This window comes from Gaiella sp. (genome assembly GCF_035710885.1).
Lineage (GTDB): Bacteria > Actinomycetota > Thermoleophilia > Gaiellales > Gaiellaceae > Gaiella.
On the sequence record NZ_DASTCS010000071.1, the window covers coordinates 43,238 to 62,253 of the forward strand.

Consider the following 19,016-nt stretch of genomic DNA (forward strand, 5'->3'; position numbering starts at 1 on the left):
CCCGTCACCTCCTCGCCTCTCAGCCGCGTACCCGGACCGGCATGCGCTTGATGCCGTTGAAGAAGTTCGAGCGTAGCCGCACCGGATCGCCGACCGGCTCGAGACGCGGAAGGTACGGGACCATCTCCTCGAGCCACACCTTGATCTCGAGCCTCGCGAGGTGCGCCCCGAGGCAGAAGTGCGGCCCGCCGAGGCCGAACGTCACGTGTCGGTTCGGCGTCCTCCCCACGTCGAGCCGGTACGGATCGGCGAACTTCTCCTCGTCGTAGTTCGCCGCCGCGTACCAGATCGTCACCTTGTCGCCCTCTCTGATGCGGCGGCCGTGCATGACGACGTCCCGGGTCGCGGTGCGACGGAAGTGGTGCACGGGATGCGCCCTGCGGAGCAGCTCGTCGGCCGCGAGACCGGCGAGCGACGGGTCGCCGACGAGCCGCTGGAGCTCGTCGGGGTGCTCGAGGAGGTCGAGCAGCCCGAGGCTGATCGTGTGCCGGGTCGTCTCGTTCCCGGCCGTCGTGAGCAGGATGAACATCACGCCGAACTCCTGCTCCGAGAGTCTCGACCCGTCGAGCTCCGCCTCGACCAGCCTGGTGGTGATGTCGTCCCGGGGGTCGCTGCGCCGCTTCTCGCCGAGCGCCCGGCCGTACTCGATCAGGTCGAGCGAGAACGGGCTCGAGAACGGGAGCCTGCGGAGCTCGGGATCCTGCAGTGCCCGCTCGGCGACGTACTCCTCCCCCACCACTTCAGGGTCGGTGTTGCCGAGGATCTTGTCGCCGAGCTCGATGATCAGCCGGCGATCCTCGACCGGCAGGCCCATGATCTCGGAGAAGACCCACATCGGGATCTCTGCCGCGACGGACTCGACCCAGTCGAACTCGGCCTGCTCGAAGGCGTTTGTGAGGATGCCGCGAGCGAGCCCCCGGATCCGCTCCTCGTACGCGTTGACGACGCGCGGCGTGAAGCCCTTGTTGACGAGCGCCCGCATCCTCGTGTGCGGCGGGGGATCGGTGTCGATCATCGACTTCCGCGCCTCGAGCTCCTCCTCCGTCAGGTCCTGCAGCGACGTCCCTCCGAGCTCGGAGGAGAACGTCTGCCAGTCCTTCGACACCTGGACGACGTCGTCGTAGCGGGTGAGTGCCCAGAACCCGCGCCCGTCGCGCTCGGGCTGCCAGTGCAGCGGCGCCTCGCGGCGAAGGAGGGCCAGCCAGTCGTACGGGACCCGCTCTTCCCAGACGTCGAGGTCCGTGAGGTCGACGTCGTCGACGACGAGCCCCTCGAGCGAAGGGCCAGGGACGGTCGCCTGGCGCGAGACGGCCTCGGTGACATGGTCGTCGCGGGCATGTGCGGCCGCCTCCGCCACCGGAGGGGGCGCAAGGCGGACGAGGAGCGCCCCCTCCTCCTGACGCGCCTCGTAGATCGGCAGCGGCTCGAGCGCCGGCGGCGTCAGCACGTCGCCGGTGCGAACGTCGAACTCGGAGCCGTGGCAGGGACAGACGACCACCCCGCCGTCGAGCTCCCCTTCCGCGAGCGAGCACTCCTCGTGCGTGCACGTGTCGTCGAAGGCGACCCAGCCGCCGGCGGTGCGCCCGACGCACACGGCGCGACCTTCCACCTCGACCCGCCGGAGGACCCCCTCCGGCGAGTCGTCCGCGGGGCCAAGGTCGTGCCACGAGGGTTCCGTCACTACGACGCCGGACCGTAGTCGAGCGCCTCGTCGAGCGGCGGCACCCCGCGGTGCTCGGCCGCGTGCCGCGCGGCATTGTCGACGTTCCGGCGACGCGTCAGCATCAGGATCAGGAACCAGAGCAGCGCGACGACCACGACGCCGATCGTCCAGTAGAGCGCCTCCCAGTTGACGTTCGACCGATCGTGCGGCTCGGGCTTGAGCGCCCCGAGGTATCCGAGAACCGGCGTCAGGACCGCGATCGCGACGATCGCGTACTGCCACCACTTGTTCCCGGCCTGGCGAACGAGGCCGAACGCGGCGACGGCCAGGATCAGGTACACGAGCTCGACCGCGAGCGATCCGATCGTCGCGGAGAGGATGAACGTCGCGAAGCCGTCGGGCAGCGTCGGGACGAGGTTGCCCGAGTCGTCGGGCGCGAGGAACAGGCGCGAGCCGTAGTCGGCCAGCCATGAGAGCAGCATCAGCCCGATGCCGCCGACGGCGACCATCAGGTTGCCCGCCCAGGGCGTGTCGAAGCGCGACTTCCTCGCGAAGAACGACGGGAGGAGTCCGTCGCGGGCGAGTGCGAAGAAGCCGCGTCCCATCGTCACGCAGATTGCGAGCGCGAGCGCCATCGCGTCGAGGATCACGACGAGCTCGAGGAGCGTCGCGAACCACGAGCCGACGTACTCCGTCGCCATGGTGTTGACCGCCGCGGGGTCTCCGGCCCAGGCGCCCTGCTCGACCGCCTCCTTGCCGTATCCCATCGAGAAGGCGAAGGACATCACGACGTAGAACGCGGCGGCGGCCGCGATCGTGAAGAGCACGGCGCGTGGGATCGACCGGTGCGGGTCGTGCGACTCCTCGCCGAGCGAGGCCGCGGCCTCGAACCCCACGAACAGCAGGATGCCGATCAGCACGCCGCCGAGCACGCCGCCTCCGGTGAGGTCGAGGAGCCCGGTCTCGCCCGGGTCGAACACGCTCAGCGAGATCCCGTCCTCACCGCCCTTCGCGACGATCACGATCGCGAGGATCAGCATGGGGACGAACGACACTGCCGCGAACGTCAGCATCGCGCCGACGGCGATGCGCACGCCGATGTAGTTGAGGACCAGCACGATCGCGAGCGCTATCAGCCCCCAGATCCACCACGCCGGCCCGTCCTCCGAGATGTGGGCGTTCCAGAACCCCTCGGCGAGGTTCCCGACTCCGAGGTAGATCCCGCCACCGCCGAGGAAGAGCGTCCCGAGGAAGAAGATCCCGGCCGTGAGCACGCCGACCCAGGGGTGCGCGCCGTGCGTCAGGTACTCGTAGACCGCACCCGCCCCGGCGAACCTGCGAGCGTAGAGCGCGACGACATAGCCGATCGCCAGCACGCCGAGACCGGCGAGCAGAACCGCGAGCGCGGAGTTCCAGCCTGCTCCCGTGACCGGGTTCGAGATCAGACCGAGGAGGAGCGCTGTCGAGAACATCGGGCCGATCGCGAGCGACTGGGCGACCGCGTGGATCGTGGAGAGGTTCTTCTGCCCAAGGGTCGTGCCGGGGGCCGTCGAGCCGGTCTCGCTCATCGTGCTCCTCCTCGTAACCGGCGCCCGCTGCGCCGGGACGCGCCTCGTTTAGAGGTTCGCCGCGCGAATGTCAACCTCGAGGCGCCGCGGTCCGGCGCCGCCGGGTCGACCGTCCCGCCCGCGGCATAGGCTCCGCTCGTGCAGCCCCGGATGCACGAGAGCTGGCTCGCCGTCCTGGGCGACGAGCTCGAGCAGCCGTACATGGCTGAGCTCCGCTCGTTCCTCGTCTCGGAGGTCGCCGCCGGCCGGCGCTTCTACCCGCCTGCAGACCGCGTCTTCAACGCGTTCGCGCTCACGCCGTTCGACGAGGTACGCGTCGTGGTGATCGGGCAGGACCCCTACCACGGGCCGGGTCAGGCGATGGGGCTCTGCTTCTCGGTGCCGCCCGGCGTGCCCGCGCCGCCGTCGCTGCAGAACATCCACACCGAGCTCGAGCGCGACCTCGGGCTGGCGCGCCCCTCGTCGGGCGACCTGACACCGTGGGCCGAGCGGGGCGTCCTGCTGCTCAACGCGGTGCTGACGGTCTCGCCCGGCCGCGCCGCCTCCCACGCGGGGAAGGGCTGGGAGCACTTCACCGACCGCGCGATCCGTGAGCTCTCCGAGCAGCGGGACGGAATCGTGTTCCTCCTCTGGGGGCGCTACGCGCAGCAGAAGGGCGCCGTCGTCGACGCGACGCGCCATCACGTGCTCACGTCGGCCCACCCGTCGCCGCTGAGCGCGTCGAACGGCTTCTTCGGGTGCCGCCACTTCTCCACGGCGAACGAGCTGCTCGCCGCAGACGGCCGCGAGCCGGTCGACTGGGCTCTCCCGTAGGATGGTCCCGTGCCCTTCGGGCTCGGCATCTGGGAGATCGTGATCCTGCTCGGCGTGCTCGCGCTGCTCTTCGGCATGAAGGGCGTGCCAGACGTGGCACGGCGGCTCGGCACCGGCGTGCGCGAGGTGAAGGACGCCGTCGGCGAGGTCGACCCCCGCCGGATGCTCGAGCCCGGCGAGCCGGCGGAGAAGCCGAAGCCCAAGCCCGTGCCGCCGGACCGTCCCCCGGCTCCGTGAGGTCGTTCAACCTGATCGACGGCGAGCTCGATCTGAGCCGCGACCGTCCCGGGTTCTCCTGGCGCCGTGCCGTGGTCGGCGACCACATCGGTGCGCAGAAGCTCGGCGCCAGCCTCTACGAGCTCGAGCCCGGCGAGCGGACGTTCCCCTACCACTACGAGTACGGGGCCGAGGAGTGGCTGTTCGTCGTCGCGGGCCGGCCGACGCTGCGCGACCCCGAGGGTGAGCACGTCATGCGCCCGGGCGACGTCGTCTGTTTCCGCGAGGGGCCCGAGGGAGCTCACCAGCTGCGCAACGACACCGACCGGCCGATCCGGGTCCTGATCCTGTCCACGAAGCAGTCGCCGGACGCGGCGGTCTACCCCGACAGCGGGAAGATCGGCATCTGGCCCGGCAACCCTGCCGACCCGGCGCGGCTGTTCAGGATCGCGAGCGAGGTCGACTACTGGGACGGCGAAAGCTGACGTGATCGCGGCGCGATGACGGACCGTGCGCTGGCAGCGGGGACGTACGCCGAGCTGCGGCCTGCCTGGACGACCGCGCTCTCCGCGGCGGGAGGAGCCCTGGCGCTCGCCGCCCTGCTCGTCGTCCTCTTCGCGTAGGCCGGAGAGCCTTCCGGCGACAGCGCTCGACAGCTGTGGCAGCGGGCCGATCCACTAGTGTCGTCCGGCGATGAGCGACGCTCGGACGCTCCTGGTCGCGAACCGTGGCGAGATCGCGGTGCGCATCTTCTCGACGTGCGGGCGGCTCGGGCTCCGCACGATCGCGGTGGTCGGGCCGGGAGACGAGGGCGCGCTCCACGCTCGTGTCGCCGACGCCACGGTGCCGGTGGTCTCGTACCTCGACGCGGAGGCGCTGGTCGCCGCCGCCCGCGAGAGCGGGGCAGAGCTCGTTCACCCCGGCTACGGGTTCCTCGCCGAGAGCGCCGTCTTCGCCGAGGCCGTGCTCGACGCCGGGCTCACCTGGGTCGGCCCGCCGCCCGAGGCACTCCGGCGGGGCGGAGACAAGCTCGAGTCGAAGCGGATCGCGGCCGTAGCGGGCGTGCCGACGCTCGAGGCCGGTGAGCCGGACGAGCTCGGCTTCCCGTTGCTCGTGAAGGCAGCCGCGGGGGGCGGGGGGCGCGGCATGCGCGTCGTCGAGCGACCCGAGGAGCTCGAGGAGGCGCTCGAGGCCGCCTCGCGCGAGGCCGAGGCGGCGTTCGGCGACGGCACGGTCTACTGCGAGCGCTACCTCCCCGACCCCCGGCACGTCGAGGTGCAGCTGCTCGGAGACCGCCGCGGCACCGTCCTCGCACTCGGCGAGCGCGACTGCTCCGTGCAGCGCCGCCACCAGAAGGTCGTCGAGGAGTCCCCGCCGCCCGGTCTCGGCGCGGGCGTGCGTGAGCGGCTCGCCTCGCACGCGGTGGCCTTCGGCCGCGCGATCGGCTACGAGAGCGCCGGGACGGCGGAGTTCCTGGTGGAGGGCGACGAGGCCTACTTCCTCGAGCTGAACGGGCGGATCCAGGTCGAGCATCCGGTGACCGAGGCCGTGACGGGCCTCGACCTCGTCGAGCTCCAGCTCCGGGTCGCCGACGGTGAGTCACTCGCGGGCCTGCAGGTCGCATCGGAGGGGCACGCGGTCGAGGCACGGCTCTACGCCGAGGATCCGCGCACGTTCCTGCCCCGGCCGGGGCCGGTGCGCCGCCTGCGCCTGCCCGCGGGGATCCGCGTCGACGCGGGCGTCGAGGAGGGAGACGAGGTCGGTGGGAGCTACGACCCGATGATCGGCAAGCTGATCGCCCACGGCACCGACCGATCGGAGGCCCTCGACCGGCTCTCGGAGGCGCTCGACGAGACGGTCGTGGAGGGCGTGACGACGAACCTCCCGTTTCTCCGCTGGCTCGTCGCCCACCCGGCGTTCCGCGCAGGCGAGGTGTCGACCGGCTTCCTCGGGCGCTTCCCGCCTCTCTCCCCTCCCCCGCTCCCGCCACCCGGCGGCCCCTGGGGCGAGGGTTGGCGCCTCAACCTCGCGGCGGCGCCTCCACTGCCTGCGCTCCAGGTCGAGGCCGCGGCGCAGACGAGCGGCGCGGCGGGCGGGGACGGCCGTGTGATCGCGCCGATGCCGGGCAAGGTGATCGACGTCAGGGTCGAGACCGGAGAGCAGGTCGAGTCGCACCAGCCACTCGTCGTGCTGGAGGCGATGAAGATGGAGCAGGTCGTCACCGCGCCCTACGACGGCGGCATCCGTACGGTCGACGTGACGGTGGGCGACCAGGTGACGACCGGCGCCGTGCTCGTCACGCTGGAGACCGCATGACCGTGCTCGCCACCCGCGTCGCCCGCGACGATGCGTTCGCGCGCCGCGAGGCGCTCATGGAGCAGCTCGTGGCGGAGCTTCGCGAGCGCACGGCGGTCGTTGCGGCAGGCGGCGGCGCGAAATCCCTCGAGCGACATCGCTCCCGCGGCAAGCTTCCCGCGCGGGAGCGGATCGACCGGCTCGTCGACCCGGGCTCGGCGTTCCTCGAGCTGAATGCGCTTGCGGCCTGGGACGTCTACGAGGGCCAGGCGCCGTCTGCCGGGATCGTGACGGGCATCGGGATCGTCGAGGGCCGCGCGTGCGTGATCGTCGCGAACGACGCGACGGTGAAGGGCGGCACGTACTTCCCGCTCACCGTGAAGAAGCACCTGCGCGCGCAGGAGGTGGCCGAGCAGAACCATCTGCCGTCCATCTACCTCGTCGATTCGGGCGGCGCCTTCCTCCCCCTCCAGGACGAGGTCTTCCCGGACCGCGACCATTTCGGGCGGATCTTCTTCAACCAGGCGCGCATGTCGGCGAAGGGGATCGCGCAGATCGCCGTCGTGATGGGCTCGTGCACGGCGGGCGGCGCCTACGTCCCGGCGATGTCGGACGAGACGATCATCGTGCGGGGGACGGGGACGATCTTCATCGGCGGCCCGCCGCTCGTGAAGGCGGCGACCGGCGAGGAGGTGACCGCCGAGGAGCTGGGCGGAGCGGACGTGCACACGCGCCGGTCGGGCGTCGCCGACCACTACGCGACGTCGGACGAGCACGCGCTCGCCCTGGCGCGCCAGATCGTCCGGAACCTCGGCGACCCCCTGCCCTCGCCGTGGGAGCAGACGGCGCCCGAGGCCCCCGTCGTCGATCCCGCGGATCTCTACGGCCTCGTCCCGGAGGACTTCCGTCACGAGCTCGACCCGCTCGAGGTGATCGCGCGAATCGTCGACGGGAGCCGGTTCCACGAGTTCAAGGCGCTCTACGGCGAGACGCTCGTCTGCGGGTTCGCGCGGATCGAGGGCTTCCCGGTCGGGATCCTCGCCAACCGCGGGATCCTGTTCGCCGAGTCCTCCCAGAAGGGCGCGCACTTCGTCGAGCTCGCCTGCAAGCGGCGGATCCCGCTCGTCTTCCTCCAGAACATCACCGGGTTCATGGTCGGCCGCGAGTACGAGGAGGGCGGCATCGCCCGCGACGGCGCCAAGCTCGTGATGTCCGTGGCGTGCGCGGACGTGCCCAAGTTCACGGTCGTCACCGGCGGCTCGTTCGGCGCAGGCAACTACGCGATGTGCGGCCGCGCCTATGGCCCGCGTCAGCTCTGGATGTGGCCCAACGCCCGGATCAGCGTGATGGGAGGCGAGCAGGCCGCGACGGTGCTGACGACGGTCGGCGACGCCGACCCCGAGGAGATCCGCGCGAAGTACGAGCACGAGGGCTCGCCGTACTACTCGACGGCGCGCCTCTGGGACGACGGGATCATCGACCCGCGCGACACCCGCCGCGTGCTCGGGCTCGGCCTGGCGGCCGCCGCGAACGCCCCCGTCCTGGAGACGGCCTTCGGCGTGTTCCGCATGTGACGCGAGGCCGTCTGGCCTTGGTCGGGCGCTCAGTCGCCGGTGAACTCCGGCGGGCGCTTCTCGCCGAACGCCTCGACGCCCTCGCGGAAGTCGTGCGTCTGCCGCAGGAGCCCGTACGCGAGGCCCTCCAGCTCGAGCCCGAGGTGGAGCGGCCCGTCGTAGGCCGCGTTGAGGACGCGCTTCGCCATCGCGAGCGCGAGCGGCGAGTGTCGCGAGAGCTCGTCGACGAGGCCGCCGACCGCTGCGTCGAGCCCGTCCGCAGGCATGATCGCCCCGACGAGCCCCAGGGCGAGCGCCTCGTCCGCAAGGACGCGCCGACCGCGCATCACGATGTCCTTCGCGCGTCCGAGGCCGATCAGGCGCACGAGCCGCTGCGTCCCTCCCGACCCCGGGATCATCCCGAGGGTGACCTCGGGCAGGCCGAGCTGGATGTCGTAGGCGGCAAGACGGAAGTCGCACGCGAGCGCGAGCTCCAGCCCGACCCCGAAGACGTACCCCTCGAGCCGCGCGATCACGGGCTTGGAGCAGCGCTCCGGCGCGGCGACGTTCCTCGCGAGCTGCGAGACCTGCCAGGGCGAGCGCTCGAGGAACCCCGCGATGTCGCCGCCGGCGGTGAACTGGCCGCCGGCGCCGGTGAGGACGACGAACCGCACGGCCTCGTCCGCATCCAGCTCCGTGAAGACGGCCGAGAGCTGGTCGCGCGCCGCCATGGAGACGCGGTTCAGCTTCCCCGGCACGTCCAGGGTGATCGTCGCGACGGCGCCGTCGCGCGCCACGGTGAACCCCTCGTGCTCGGTCACGCTTCAGCTCTGGTCTCGTCCCGCAGCATCCTCCGGAGGATCTTCCCCGACGCGCTCTTCGGAAGCGAGTCCACGAAGCGATACTCGCGCGGCCGCTTGAAGCGCGCGAGCGGCGAGGCGAGGCAGTGCTCGTCGAGCTCGTCGGCCGACGCCTCCCCTACCACGATCGCCGTGACGTGCTGCCCCAGGCGCTCGTCGGGGACGCCGATCACCGCCACCTCGACCACGCCCGGGTGCGCGGCGAGCACGTCCTCGACCTCGAGGGGGTGCACGTTCTCGCCTCCGGAGATGATCATGTCGTCGACCCGGCCGTCGATCCAGAGGTCACCGTCCTCGTCCAGGTGCCCGGTGTCACCCGTCGCGTACCAGCCGTCGTGGATCGCCTTCTCGTCCGCGTCGGGACGGTTCCAGTACCCGCCGAACGCCTCGTCCGAGCCGAGGTGAGCCCAGATCTCGCCCGTCTCGACGAGGCGTAGCCGCGTGTTGACCGCGGGCCGCCCGGCACATCCCGGCTTCGCCGGCTGATCCCGGCCGATCGAGAAGGTGTAGATCTCCGTCGACCCGTAGTGGTTCACGAAGACCTCCGGGGAGAAGACGTCCGCGCAGCGGCGAACGAGCGTCGAGGTCATCGCCGCGCCCGCATAGCCGAGCGCACGGACCGACGACACGTCCCGACGGGGCAGGTCCGGGTGGTGGACGAGATCGTGGAACAGCGTCGGCGCGAGGTACAGCGACGTCACGCGCTGCTGCTCGATCAGCCGCAACGCCTCGGCCGCGTCCCAGCGTGCCTGGGGCACGAAGCAGCCGCCGACGAGGTGCATCGCGACCAGCGAGTGGATCCCCATCGTGTGGTAGAGCGGCATCACGCCGAGCGTGCGGTCGGCCGATCCGTAGCCGTGCTGGAGCGCCTGCGACCAGCCGCCCGCGCGGTCTGCCGCGTGCGAGCGCGGCACCCCCTTGGGGCGACCGGTCGTCCCGGACGTATAGAGCAGCAGCGAGATCTCGCGCTCGTCCCGGTCGAGCTCCCCGGAGTGCTCGGGGCCGGCCGGCAACCCGTCGGCCTCCCGAAGGACGACGCGCGCCCCGCAGTCGCCGAGGCAGTAGTCGAGCTCGTCCTCGGAGAGCCGCCACGACAACGGGACGAACACGGCCCCGGCCCACTGGGCCGCCCAGTAGAGCAGTGCGGTCTCGAGCCTGTTGTCGAGCACCACGGCGACGCGCTCGCCCGGGTCGACGCCGAGGCCGCCGGCGATGCGCCGCACGCGCGGCAGCAGCTCGCCGTACGGGATGCCCGGGAACGCCTCGAGCTCCGGATGCCGCTCGCAGGCCGCGAGCAGCGAGCACGCGAGGTTCACGCCGTTCTCCCCGAGGGAGAAAGGCTGACGAAGTCCACGATGGCGGCGACGATCGGCGCGTACCCCGTGCAGCGACAGAGGTGCCCGGAGAGGAGATCCACGATCTCCGCTCTGGACGGGTTCGGATGGCGCTCGACGAAGTCGAGCACGGCCATCAGGATGCCCGGCGTGCAGAAGCCGCACTGCAGCGCGTGATGACGCCGGAACGCGTCCTGGAGCGCGGTCAGGGGGCCGCCGTCGGCAAGCGACTCGACCGTCTCGACGTGGCTGCCGTCCGTCTGCACCGCGAGCAGGCAGCAGCCGCGAACCGAGACGCCGTCGACGAGCACGGTGCACGCCCCGCAGACGCCGTGCTCGCAGCCGACGTGCGTGCCCGTCAGGCCCAGCCGGTGGCGGAGGAAGTCAGTGAGCAGAAGCCGCGGCTCGACGACCTCTCGGACTGTGCGGCCGTTCACCGTGAGGTCGATCTCGGTCACGACGCCCTCTCGATCGCCCGTCTCACGAGAGTGCCCGTCAGCTCGCGAAGGTAGCGGGCGCTCGCGTGGACGGTCCCGGGTGGGTCGACGGCCCGCGCCGCGAGCGCGCCCGCGTCGGCCGCGGCCTCGGTCCCCGAGGAGCCGAGAAGGAGGCCTTCGACCTCCGTCAGCCGGGTCGGCCTGTCGGTCACGGCGCCGACCGTGACGCCTGCGCTCTGCACCGCCCCCGACCCGTCGCGCCCGAGCACCACGGCGACCATCGCCTGCGCGAAGTCCCCCGCGCGGAGAGCGAGCTCCTCGAACGCGCAGGCTTCCTCCGCCTGGCCGAAGGGCCAGACGGTCTCGACCACGAGCTCCCCGGGGCGGAGCGTCGTCGAGAAGTGCGTGACGAAGAAGTCCGCCCCCGGGATCTCGCGCCTCCCGTCGGGCCCGTCGACGACGACTACCCCGTCCAGGGCGACGAGGCAGAGCGGGAGCTCTGCGGCCCCGTCGGCGTGCGCGATCGAGCCCCCGACCGTCCCCCGGTTCCGCGTCACGAAGTGACCGACGAACGGCAGCGCCGAGCGGACGAGCGGGTGCACGCGATCGTCCCCGTCGAGCGCAGCCTGACGGGTCGTCGCGCCGACGCGCAGCATCCCGTCGGCGGAGACGCCGTCGAGGCCCGCCCGGTTCAGGTCGACGAGCAGGCTCGGCCGGACGAGACGGAGGTTCAGCGCCGGCACGAGGCTCTGGCCCCCGGCGATCGGCTTGGCGTCCGGGCCTCCCTCTGCGAGGACGGCCAACGCCTCCGCGAGGGACTCGGCGCGGACATAGTCGAACGCCGGCGGCTTCATCGGACCTCGTCGGCCGCTTCCGCGTGGGCGGAGTCTCCCAGCAGCTCCCACACGCGCGGTGCAGTGAGCGGCAGCTCCACGTCGTCGCGGCCGAGAGCATCGGCGACCGCGTTGGCGATCGCGACCGGGGCGGACATCGTCGCTCCCTCGCCGATGCCCTTCGCGCCGAGCGCCGTGAACGGGGAAGGCGATTCCAGGTGGTCGACCGTCAGCGGCGGCAGGTCGGGCGCGGTGGGAGTGAGGTAGTCGACGAGAGACGAGGTCAGGAGGTTCCCCTCGGCGTCGTACGCGTGCCGCTCGAAGAGCGCCGCGCCCACGCCGTGGGCGAACCCGCCGACCACCTGGCCGTCGGCGAGCAGGGGGTTCAGCAACGTGCCGGCGTCGTGGACGCTCACGTAGTCCGTCACCGTGACCTCGCCCGTCGCGGAGTCGATCTCGACCGCGCAGACGTCGACGACGAAGCCGTGCGCGCCGGAGGAGGCAACCCGGTCCTCGACGTCGGGCGGGTCGAGGTTCGGGGTCGAGTGGAACGCGACCGCAGTGAGACCCGGCTCCATGCCCTCGGGCAGCCCCTCCGGGTTCCAGTGCGCCGACCCGGCGACCTTCCTGAGTGGCAGCTCGGGGTCGCCGAGATGCGCCCGGATCGCGTCGACCTTGACGCGCACCTTGCGCGCCGCGGCCTGCACCGCCCCCACACCGACGCCCGAGAATCGCGACGAGTAGTTCCCCGACGCGACCGTCCAGGGCGTCGTCGCCGTGTCGAGCTCGGAGAGGACGGTGACCTCCTCCGGCGCGCAGCCGAGCTCGTCGGCCACGACCTGCGCGGCCACGGTCCGATGGCCCTGACCCTGCGGGGTCGTGCCGAGCCGGACGGTGATCCCGCCGAGCGGGTCGACCGCGACCGCGGCTCCCTCCGCGTTCCCGGACTTGGGCAGCGTCGCGGCGCGCTCGACCGCGGTCTGGGCGAGCGTGATGTAGCCCATGTTCGAGATCGACGGCTCGACCACGCAGGCGAGCCCGACGCCGACGAGCCGCCCGTCCTCCCGTGCTGTCTCGGCCCGGGCGCGGAGCTCGGCATAGCGCGAGAGCTCGAGCGCGCGGTCGAGGCAGGCGGCGTAGTCGCCGGAGTCGTAGAGAGCGCCCGAGGGCGTGCGGTACGGCATTGCCTCGGCGGGGACGAGGTTGCGCCGCGCCAGCTCGGCTGGATCGATCCCGAGCCGGCGTGCCGCGATGGCCATCGTCCGTTCGAGCCCGAAGTACAGCTGCGGCCCGCCGAAGCCCCGGTTGAGGCCGGACGGGATGGTGTTCGTGAGCACGACACGGTTCCGCGTGGCGACATCCTTCACCGCGTAGGCACCCGAGAGCGAACCGTGCATCCGGTAGAGCGTCGCCGGCTCGGGCGCGCGGACGTAGGCGCCGACGTCCTCGAGCGCGTCGTAGCGGAGCGCAACGAGCTCCCCGTCCTGGGTGTACCCGGCCTCGAGCTCGGTGACGCGGCCCGTCGCCGCGGAGCTCGCGGCCAGGTGCTCGAGCCTGTCCTCCGTCCAGCGCACGGGCACGCCGAGCACGCGCGACGCGAGCCCGAGCAGGACGACGTACGGGAGCACGGCCGCCTTGATCCCGAACGACCCACCCGAGTCCGGGGGTGTCAGCAGCCTGAGCCTGTCGCCGCGCAGGCCGAGCGCCGCCGCGGCGACCCCGTGGAGCGTGAACGGCCCCTGGAAGTTCGTCCATGCGGTCAGTCGCCCGGCAGGATCGTCCCAGTCGCAGACGACGCCATAGCACTCGACGGGCAGGCACGTGAAGCGCGGCACGCGGAACGTCGTGCGGACGACGACGTCGGCCCGCGCGAGAGCCTCGTCCACGTCGCCGTAGTGGAAGCTGCGCTCGTGGATCGCCTCCGCAGCCGCGGGATCCACGACGGGCTCGAGCGGCTCGTAGTCGACGGCGACGAGCTCGGCGGCGTCCTCGGCGACGTAGCGGTCGCGTGCCACGACCACGGCCAGGGGCTCGCCGACGTAGCGCGCCGTCCCCACCGCGGCGGCGTAGTGCGGGACCGGCGACTCGATCCCGGCCGGAAACGGCCTCGACAGCCGAGCGACGTCGTCGCCGGTGAGGACCCCGCGGACGCCGGGCAGGTCGAGCGCGGCGGCGGGGTCCAGCGAGACGTGTGCATGCGCGAGCTGTGAGCGCACGATCGCGGCGTGCCAGGCATGCGGCACCGGCTCGAGGTCGTCCATGAAGCGGCCCTCGCCGCGGAGCAGCGCCTCGTCCTCGACGCGCAGCACCGACCGCCCGACCCACGTCTCGCGTCCCGCGGCGACCGCCAAGCGCTACCGCTCCTGTCTGTGCACGGCGGCGGCCAGCTGCTCCTCGCTCGGACCACCGGCTTCGAGGGCGCGGAAGGCCTCGATCACGGCCCGTGGGTCCCGCCGGTGCCGCTTCGCCGCCATGGTCAGCGGCTCTCGCACGGCGCCGCCGCAGTGCGCGCACGGGAACTGGATCTGCGACATCAGCTGCGCCGCACTCCCGTCCGGGAACATCCGCAGGAGCTCGAGGATCGTGGTCGAGCCCCGGATCAGGCGGCCCACCTCGTCGGATGCCGCCACGCCAGATCCCCGGAGCCCGGGGATCGTCCGGCGCGCGGCGTCGACCATGGCTAGTGCTGGCCCGCGAGCGCGAAGACGCGCTCGTCCGCAGGCTCCATCCGAACCGCGTTCCGCGGCAGCTGGTAGCGAGCGTACGGGAGCACCACGATCCTCGCGTCGGCCCCGTGGCGCGCGAAGGCCGCCGCGAGCGCCTCGTCGAGCGAGGTCGTGGCGTCGATCCCGATGTCGGCCGCCATCTCGAGGTTCTCCGGGAGCGTCACGAGCGTCAGGTGCTTCCGCGTCATCACCTCGTAGATCGGCACCCAGATGCATCCGGCCCACATCTGGATGGCGCGCGCGTGGATGTCGCGCAGCACGCGCTGGTAGTTCTCCGGCGTCGCAGGCATGTACGGCTTCATGAGGTCCATCAGCGCGAGCCCGGGGAAGTCGCCGATCGCGGTCGAGACGCCTGGCGAGGGGCTCGTGTAGATGAGCGTGCCGCCGTCCTTGACCACGAGGTCCGCGGACATGCAGCCCCAGCCCGTGTGGAAGAAGAGATGGTCGGTCGGCGCGAAGACGCCACAGATCGCGATGTCGGCCTGGCCCTGCTCCGGCACGAACGACTCGTACGCATACACGTCGTTGAAGCGGCGGATCGCCTCGCGGTGCGCCTCGGGATGCGAGCCGAAGACGACGTCCATCACACGGCCGTGCGTGTCGAGCAGCACGTTCATGGTGCAGTCGAGCCCACACATCGACGCCACCTCGTCGATGTCGGACCGCATCGGCCCGACGTACGCTCCGTAGTGCGTCTGGGGCGACGTCACGAAGGCGCAGTGGTTCGATTCGACGGTCTCGTCCGAGACCACGCCGGGGAGGATCAGCTTGCCTCCGCCACCCGCCCCCCAGTGGTTCGCCTGCGCCTGGCCGATCGTGATCTTCAGCTCCGCCGAGGCGACCTCGTTCAGGAGCCACACCGGCGTGCCGCCGGACGAGACACCGACGAAGGAGTACGCGTCGGGATTCTGCGGGTCGTTCTGCGAAAACGACCAGCCGTTCCGCTCCATCCGCGCCAGGTTCTCGGAGCCGACCTTCTGCTCGGTGTCGGTCTCCGACATCGGGAACACCTTCCCGTTCGCGCAGCACACGCGGACGTCCGAGATCCCGGCCGCATCGATCGCGTCGAAGACGGCCGGGAGGAGCTTCGCGGAGGGGGTCGGGCGGAACTGGTTGTCGATGATCACGGCGACGCTCGCCTTGCCCGCCAGCAGCTCGTCGAACGTCGGCCCGTCGACCGGCTCGGAGAGGGCCAGGCGCGCCGCCTGCGTCGCGTCACCGACCGGCCCCGGCTCGTGGGGCTGCACGACGGCGACGAGGTTCGCCGTGGGGATCTCAACCTCGAGCGTGTCGCGGTGCTTCTTCGACTCGTCGTCGGTCGCTCCGATCGCGAGCGGGTCCATCGACTCGTACGGGACGACGACGCGGGTGGTCTCGCTCATCGGATCCTCCAAGGTCGGTCACACAGGGTCCACGATCGAGGTTAGTCCATTCGCGCGCCCGACCGCATGCCTCCGGGACATCGCTAGCGTGGCGTCGTGGACGTCGGGCCCGTCCTCGATCTCGTCGCCTCCGCCTCCCCGGCGCGGGGATTCACGTTCGTCGGGATCGGAGGGCACGGCGGCGCAGGCAAGTCGACGCTTGCCGCGCGGATCCCCGGCGCGCAGATCGTCGGTACCGACGAGTTCTGGGACGGAGAGGGCTTCGAGCTCACGCGCCTGCGCAGCGAGGTGTTCGACCCGCTCGGTGCCGGGCGGGAGGCGCGGTTCGAGAGCTGGGACTGGGTGCACCGCCGCCCCGGCGGGGCCCGGGCAGTCTCGCCCGAGGGGATCGTCGTGGTCGAGGGCGTGTGCGCGCTCCACCGCATGTTCCGGGACGACTACGACGTCCGCGTCTGGGTCGACGCGCCGTACGACGTGCGGCTCGAACGTGGCGTCGCCCGCGACGGCGAGGAGGCGCGGGCGACGTGGGTCCAGCGCTGGATCCCGATGGAGGAGCGCTACGTCGAGCGGGACGACCCGATCTCGTGCGCCCACGTCGTCGTGGACGGCGGCGGGCCTCTCGAGGAGTGAGCGGCGCAGGAGCTGCGCTCGCTCCCCCCGGGACGTCCGACACCGGCCCGAGGATGCGCCCAACACCTACGTCCGGGAGGTCTGCACGATGCGTCTCACCCCCTCCACCGTCCTCGCAGGAGCCGCGCTCTTCTTCGCCCTCGGCGGCTCGGCCGTCGCGGTCACGGAGGCCGTGAGGCCGCAGGCCCGCTGCCAGGCCGGCGCCGTCCGCGGCTTCGTGGCCGTGAACGGCGATCCGGCGAAGGGCATCGCGAACCTCGGCGACCAGTTCACGAGCGCGCGGCCCGGGATCGGGGCGCGGTTCAACTGCGCCGGCGCGGCGCCCCAGGCGCGTCGCGTCAACGTGGGCGTCTACGAGGTGCGCTTCCCCGGCAACGCGACCCAGATCGCTGCGGCCAGCTCGGCGGCCGCCGAGACGACCGTCGGCTACGTGGGCGGAGGCGTCTTCAGGGTCAACCTCTGGGTCCCCGGCCGCCAGGACGCGATCGACACGTCGTTCACCGTGCTCGCCGTGTAGGAGGCGGGCGGCACCGCGTCAGCGACTCGGTCGTCGCCGCCGCTCGCCGATCCGCTCGGCCACGTTCGGGGTGTGTGATCCCGAGACGTCGGGGCGCCTGCGTGACCTCGAGGAGCCCTACGGCGATTCTCCTCATCGCGCCCCCCGGGATCAGGTGGGTCGACGACCTCCACGAGATCCTCGTGGATGGTGGCACCTGACCCCACGAACCGGGAACTGAACCGTCCGCGCCTCGCGCTGCGAAGAGCGGGTCACCTCGACCGAAGGGAGATCCATGAGCTCTCGCACGTTCCGACGGATGGCGATCCTCGTAGGGATCGTCGCACTGCTCGTCCCGCTCGCCGCGTCCGGCGGCGGCCACGGCAAGGCCGGCGGCTCGACGGGCCGCACCGACTCGGCCAAGCGGATGGTCTTCGCGACCGACTCTGCGGGCAACCTGCTCAGCTTCCGGGCGGCTGCCCCCGAGGCTGCCCGCTCACGTCCGATCACCGGGCTGCCGGGCGGCGTCGTCCTGAAGGGCATCGACTTCCGTCCCGCGACGGGCGACCTGTACGCCCTCGGAAGCGACAAGGTCGTGTACCGCGTCAACCCCCGGACGGCGATCGCGGTCGCCGAAGGACCGGCGTTCGAGACCGCCGCAACGGCGCTCGCGGGGGACCGGATCGGGTTCGACTTCAACCCGACGGTCGACAAGATCCGCGTGACGAGCGACGCCGACGACAACCTTCGGCTCGATCCCGACCCGGGCAGCCTGCTGGCGACGGACACGAAGCTCACCCCCGCCGAGGTGACCGTCGTCGGCTCCGCGTACACGAACTCGTCGTTCGCGGCGTTCGCGAACCGGCCCGCGACGACGATGCTCTTCGCGATCGACGTCGCCTCGAGCCCCGACCGGATCTGGCTCCAGAACCCGGCCAACGCGGGGACGCTCGTGACGCCGAGGTCGCTCGGCGTCGACCTCGGCTCCGATCTCGGGTTCGACATCGCGGGCGCCGACGACGTCGGCTACCTCGCCGGGACACGGACCGGACGCTCTGGTGCCGAGCTCTATCGCGTCGACGTCACGAGCGGCGATACGCGCCGGCTCGGCCGGATCGGGCACGGCAACGTCACGATCACCGGTCTTGCCGCCTGGAAGGACTGACGACCCCGACGGGGCGGGCCACCGCCCGCCCCGTCGAACCGATCGCGCAGCCGCGTGCGAACCCGGCGCGAGGCATGGCCGCGATCACGTCCACCACGAGACGCCCCACCAGCGAGGAGCGGAAGGAGGCGGAGCTGTTGCGCCTCCTGGCCGCGGGCGACCGCGGCGGCCCGCTGGAGGCCCTCTACGACGCCTACGGCCATCGGGTCTTCCGGCTGGGGCTGATGCTCCTGCGCGACCGCGGCCTGGCAGAGGATCTCGTGCAGGAGACGTTCGTCCGGCTCTGGCGGTCGTCCGGACGCTACGACCCGTCGCGTTCGTCGGTGCGGACGTTCGTCTTCACCCTGGCTCGTCGCGCCGCCGTCGACCTCTGGCGGAGGCAGAAGGGGCCGCTGCCGTCGTCCCTCGGGGAGATCGAGCGGGAGGACGTCGCGGGCGGAGAAGAGTTCCAGCACCTGCTCCTCCGGCTCGATGTCCGCGAGGCGCTCGACGCGCTCTCCTCCGTCCACCGCGAGGTGCTGGAGCTCCAGTACGACGGCGACCTCACCCAGTCGCAGGTCGCCGTTCGCCTCGGCATCCCTCTCGGCACCGTCAAGTCGCGCACGCTCCACGGCCTGCGTGCGCTATCACGTGAGCTCCGGGAGCGCGGGCTCCTTGACTGAGTCGAACGGACATCCCGACCTCGCCGCCCGGGTGCTCGGCCGTCTCGGAGCGGGCGAGAGCCTCGAGCTCGACCGTCACCTCGCGAGCTGCGACTCCTGCCGCGCCGAGCTCTCCGAGCTCGAGGAGACCGCCGCGTTCCTGGCGATCGCCGCGCCGGCCTCCGCACCGTCCGCGGGGCTGGCCGGCCGGACGTTCGCCGCGATCGAGCGTGAGGCGGGCGCGGTGACGATGACGCACCCGCGCCGTCGCGCCTGGAGATGGTCGCTCGCCGCGGTGGGTGCAGGCGCAGCCGTGGCCGCCGCGGTGCTCGTCCTCGCTCTCCGCGCCGGCTCGCCGGCCGGAGAGCTGGAGCTCCAGGCTGTGCTGGCGGCCCCGGTCGGGC

20 protein-coding genes are annotated in these 19,016 nt (G+C 72.0%); 11 read left to right on the top strand and 9 right to left on the bottom strand.

Features of this window, described 5'->3' with window-relative positions; translation table 11 throughout:
* Nucleotides 1-19 precede the first annotated feature (19 nt).
* Together VFO26_RS16325 and VFO26_RS16330 are read right to left on the bottom strand one after the other, a co-directional pair.
* Nucleotides 20-1,681 (bottom strand): cytochrome P450, encoded by a 1,662-nt coding sequence (locus VFO26_RS16325; protein ID WP_325116133.1) that lies wholly within the window; start codon nt 1,679-1,681, stop codon nt 20-22.
* On the bottom strand, nt 1,681-3,231 hold the full coding sequence (locus VFO26_RS16330) for an APC family permease (protein ID WP_325116134.1): 1,551 nt from the start codon (nt 3,229-3,231) through the stop codon (nt 1,681-1,683). The genes VFO26_RS16325 and VFO26_RS16330 overlap by 1 nt, the downstream gene beginning before the upstream one ends.
* Before the next feature lie 150 nt (nt 3,232-3,381).
* Here VFO26_RS16330 and ung point away from each other — a divergent pair, with 150 nt between their 5' ends.
* From ung to VFO26_RS16360, 6 genes are all read left to right on the top strand, one after another.
* Nucleotides 3,382-4,044 carry a uracil-DNA glycosylase gene (gene ung / locus VFO26_RS16335; RefSeq protein ID WP_349259097.1) on the top strand — a complete coding sequence of 221 codons (663 nt, stop codon included), beginning with the start codon at nt 3,382-3,384 and terminating at the stop codon, nt 4,042-4,044.
* Nucleotides 4,045-4,053: 9 nt separating this feature from the next.
* Entirely contained in the window at nt 4,054-4,281 is a 228-nt protein-coding gene (locus VFO26_RS16340) for a twin-arginine translocase TatA/TatE family subunit (protein WP_325116136.1), read from the top strand.
* Nucleotides 4,278-4,745 (top strand): cupin domain-containing protein, encoded by a 468-nt coding sequence (locus VFO26_RS16345; RefSeq protein ID WP_325116137.1) that lies wholly within the window; start codon nt 4,278-4,280, stop codon nt 4,743-4,745. Before VFO26_RS16340 ends, VFO26_RS16345 begins: the two co-directional genes overlap by 4 nt.
* 15 nt (nt 4,746-4,760) lie before the next feature.
* Complete coding sequence (locus VFO26_RS16350; RefSeq protein WP_325116138.1) at nt 4,761-4,883, top strand: hypothetical protein; 123 nt, start codon at nt 4,761-4,763, stop codon at nt 4,881-4,883.
* Between the two features lie 70 nt (nt 4,884-4,953).
* Complete coding sequence (locus VFO26_RS16355; protein ID WP_325116139.1) at nt 4,954-6,576, top strand: acetyl/propionyl/methylcrotonyl-CoA carboxylase subunit alpha; 1,623 nt, start codon at nt 4,954-4,956, stop codon at nt 6,574-6,576.
* The gene (locus tag VFO26_RS16360; protein ID WP_325116140.1) at nt 6,573-8,129 is read left to right on the top strand and encodes a carboxyl transferase domain-containing protein; all 1,557 of its coding nucleotides are present in this window, start codon (nt 6,573-6,575) and stop codon (nt 8,127-8,129) included. Before VFO26_RS16355 ends, VFO26_RS16360 begins: the two co-directional genes overlap by 4 nt.
* 29 nt (nt 8,130-8,158) lie before the next feature.
* Here VFO26_RS16360 and VFO26_RS16365 read toward each other — a convergent pair whose 3' ends face one another.
* The 7 genes from VFO26_RS16365 to VFO26_RS16395 are packed head-to-tail and all read right to left on the bottom strand — an operon-like array spanning nt 8,159 to nt 15,680.
* Entirely contained in the window at nt 8,159-8,929 is a 771-nt protein-coding gene (locus tag VFO26_RS16365; RefSeq protein ID WP_325116141.1) for an enoyl-CoA hydratase/isomerase family protein, read from the bottom strand.
* Nucleotides 8,926-10,284, bottom strand: a complete 1,359-nt coding sequence (locus VFO26_RS16370) for a class I adenylate-forming enzyme family protein (RefSeq protein WP_325116142.1) — start codon at nt 10,282-10,284, stop codon at nt 8,926-8,928. The genes VFO26_RS16365 and VFO26_RS16370 overlap by 4 nt, the downstream gene beginning before the upstream one ends.
* On the bottom strand, nt 10,281-10,760 hold the full coding sequence (locus VFO26_RS16375; RefSeq protein WP_325116143.1) for a (2Fe-2S)-binding protein: 480 nt from the start codon (nt 10,758-10,760) through the stop codon (nt 10,281-10,283). Before VFO26_RS16375 ends, VFO26_RS16370 begins: the two co-directional genes overlap by 4 nt.
* Nucleotides 10,757-11,593 (bottom strand): FAD binding domain-containing protein, encoded by an 837-nt coding sequence (locus VFO26_RS16380; RefSeq protein ID WP_325116144.1) that lies wholly within the window; start codon nt 11,591-11,593, stop codon nt 10,757-10,759. The genes VFO26_RS16375 and VFO26_RS16380 overlap by 4 nt, the downstream gene beginning before the upstream one ends.
* Complete coding sequence (locus VFO26_RS16385; protein WP_325116145.1) at nt 11,590-13,923, bottom strand: xanthine dehydrogenase family protein molybdopterin-binding subunit; 2,334 nt, start codon at nt 13,921-13,923, stop codon at nt 11,590-11,592. Before VFO26_RS16385 ends, VFO26_RS16380 begins: the two co-directional genes overlap by 4 nt.
* 3 nt (nt 13,924-13,926) lie before the next feature.
* Nucleotides 13,927-14,202 carry a hypothetical protein gene (locus VFO26_RS16390; protein WP_325116146.1) on the bottom strand — a complete coding sequence of 92 codons (276 nt, stop codon included), beginning with the start codon at nt 14,200-14,202 and terminating at the stop codon, nt 13,927-13,929.
* 50 nt (nt 14,203-14,252) lie between these two features.
* Nucleotides 14,253-15,680 (bottom strand): lactate racemase domain-containing protein, encoded by a 1,428-nt coding sequence (locus VFO26_RS16395; RefSeq protein ID WP_325116147.1) that lies wholly within the window; start codon nt 15,678-15,680, stop codon nt 14,253-14,255.
* Between the two features lie 96 nt (nt 15,681-15,776).
* Here VFO26_RS16395 and VFO26_RS16400 point away from each other — a divergent pair, with 96 nt between their 5' ends.
* From VFO26_RS16400 to VFO26_RS16420, 5 genes are all read left to right on the top strand, one after another.
* Nucleotides 15,777-16,310, top strand: coding sequence for a hypothetical protein (locus tag VFO26_RS16400; RefSeq protein WP_325116148.1), 534 nt, complete (start codon nt 15,777-15,779; stop codon nt 16,308-16,310).
* 88 nt (nt 16,311-16,398) lie between these two features.
* Nucleotides 16,399-16,827, top strand: a complete 429-nt coding sequence (locus VFO26_RS16405; protein ID WP_325116149.1) for a hypothetical protein — start codon at nt 16,399-16,401, stop codon at nt 16,825-16,827.
* Nucleotides 16,828-17,125: 298 nt separating this feature from the next.
* Complete coding sequence (locus VFO26_RS16410; RefSeq protein WP_325116150.1) at nt 17,126-17,971, top strand: DUF4394 domain-containing protein; 846 nt, start codon at nt 17,126-17,128, stop codon at nt 17,969-17,971.
* Between the two features lie 74 nt (nt 17,972-18,045).
* Nucleotides 18,046-18,633, top strand: a complete 588-nt coding sequence (locus VFO26_RS16415; RefSeq protein ID WP_325116151.1) for an RNA polymerase sigma factor — start codon at nt 18,046-18,048, stop codon at nt 18,631-18,633.
* A partial coding sequence (locus VFO26_RS16420; protein WP_325116152.1) for an anti-sigma factor family protein occupies nt 18,626-19,016 on the top strand: 391 nt, incomplete at its 3' end. The genes VFO26_RS16415 and VFO26_RS16420, both read left to right, overlap by 8 nt.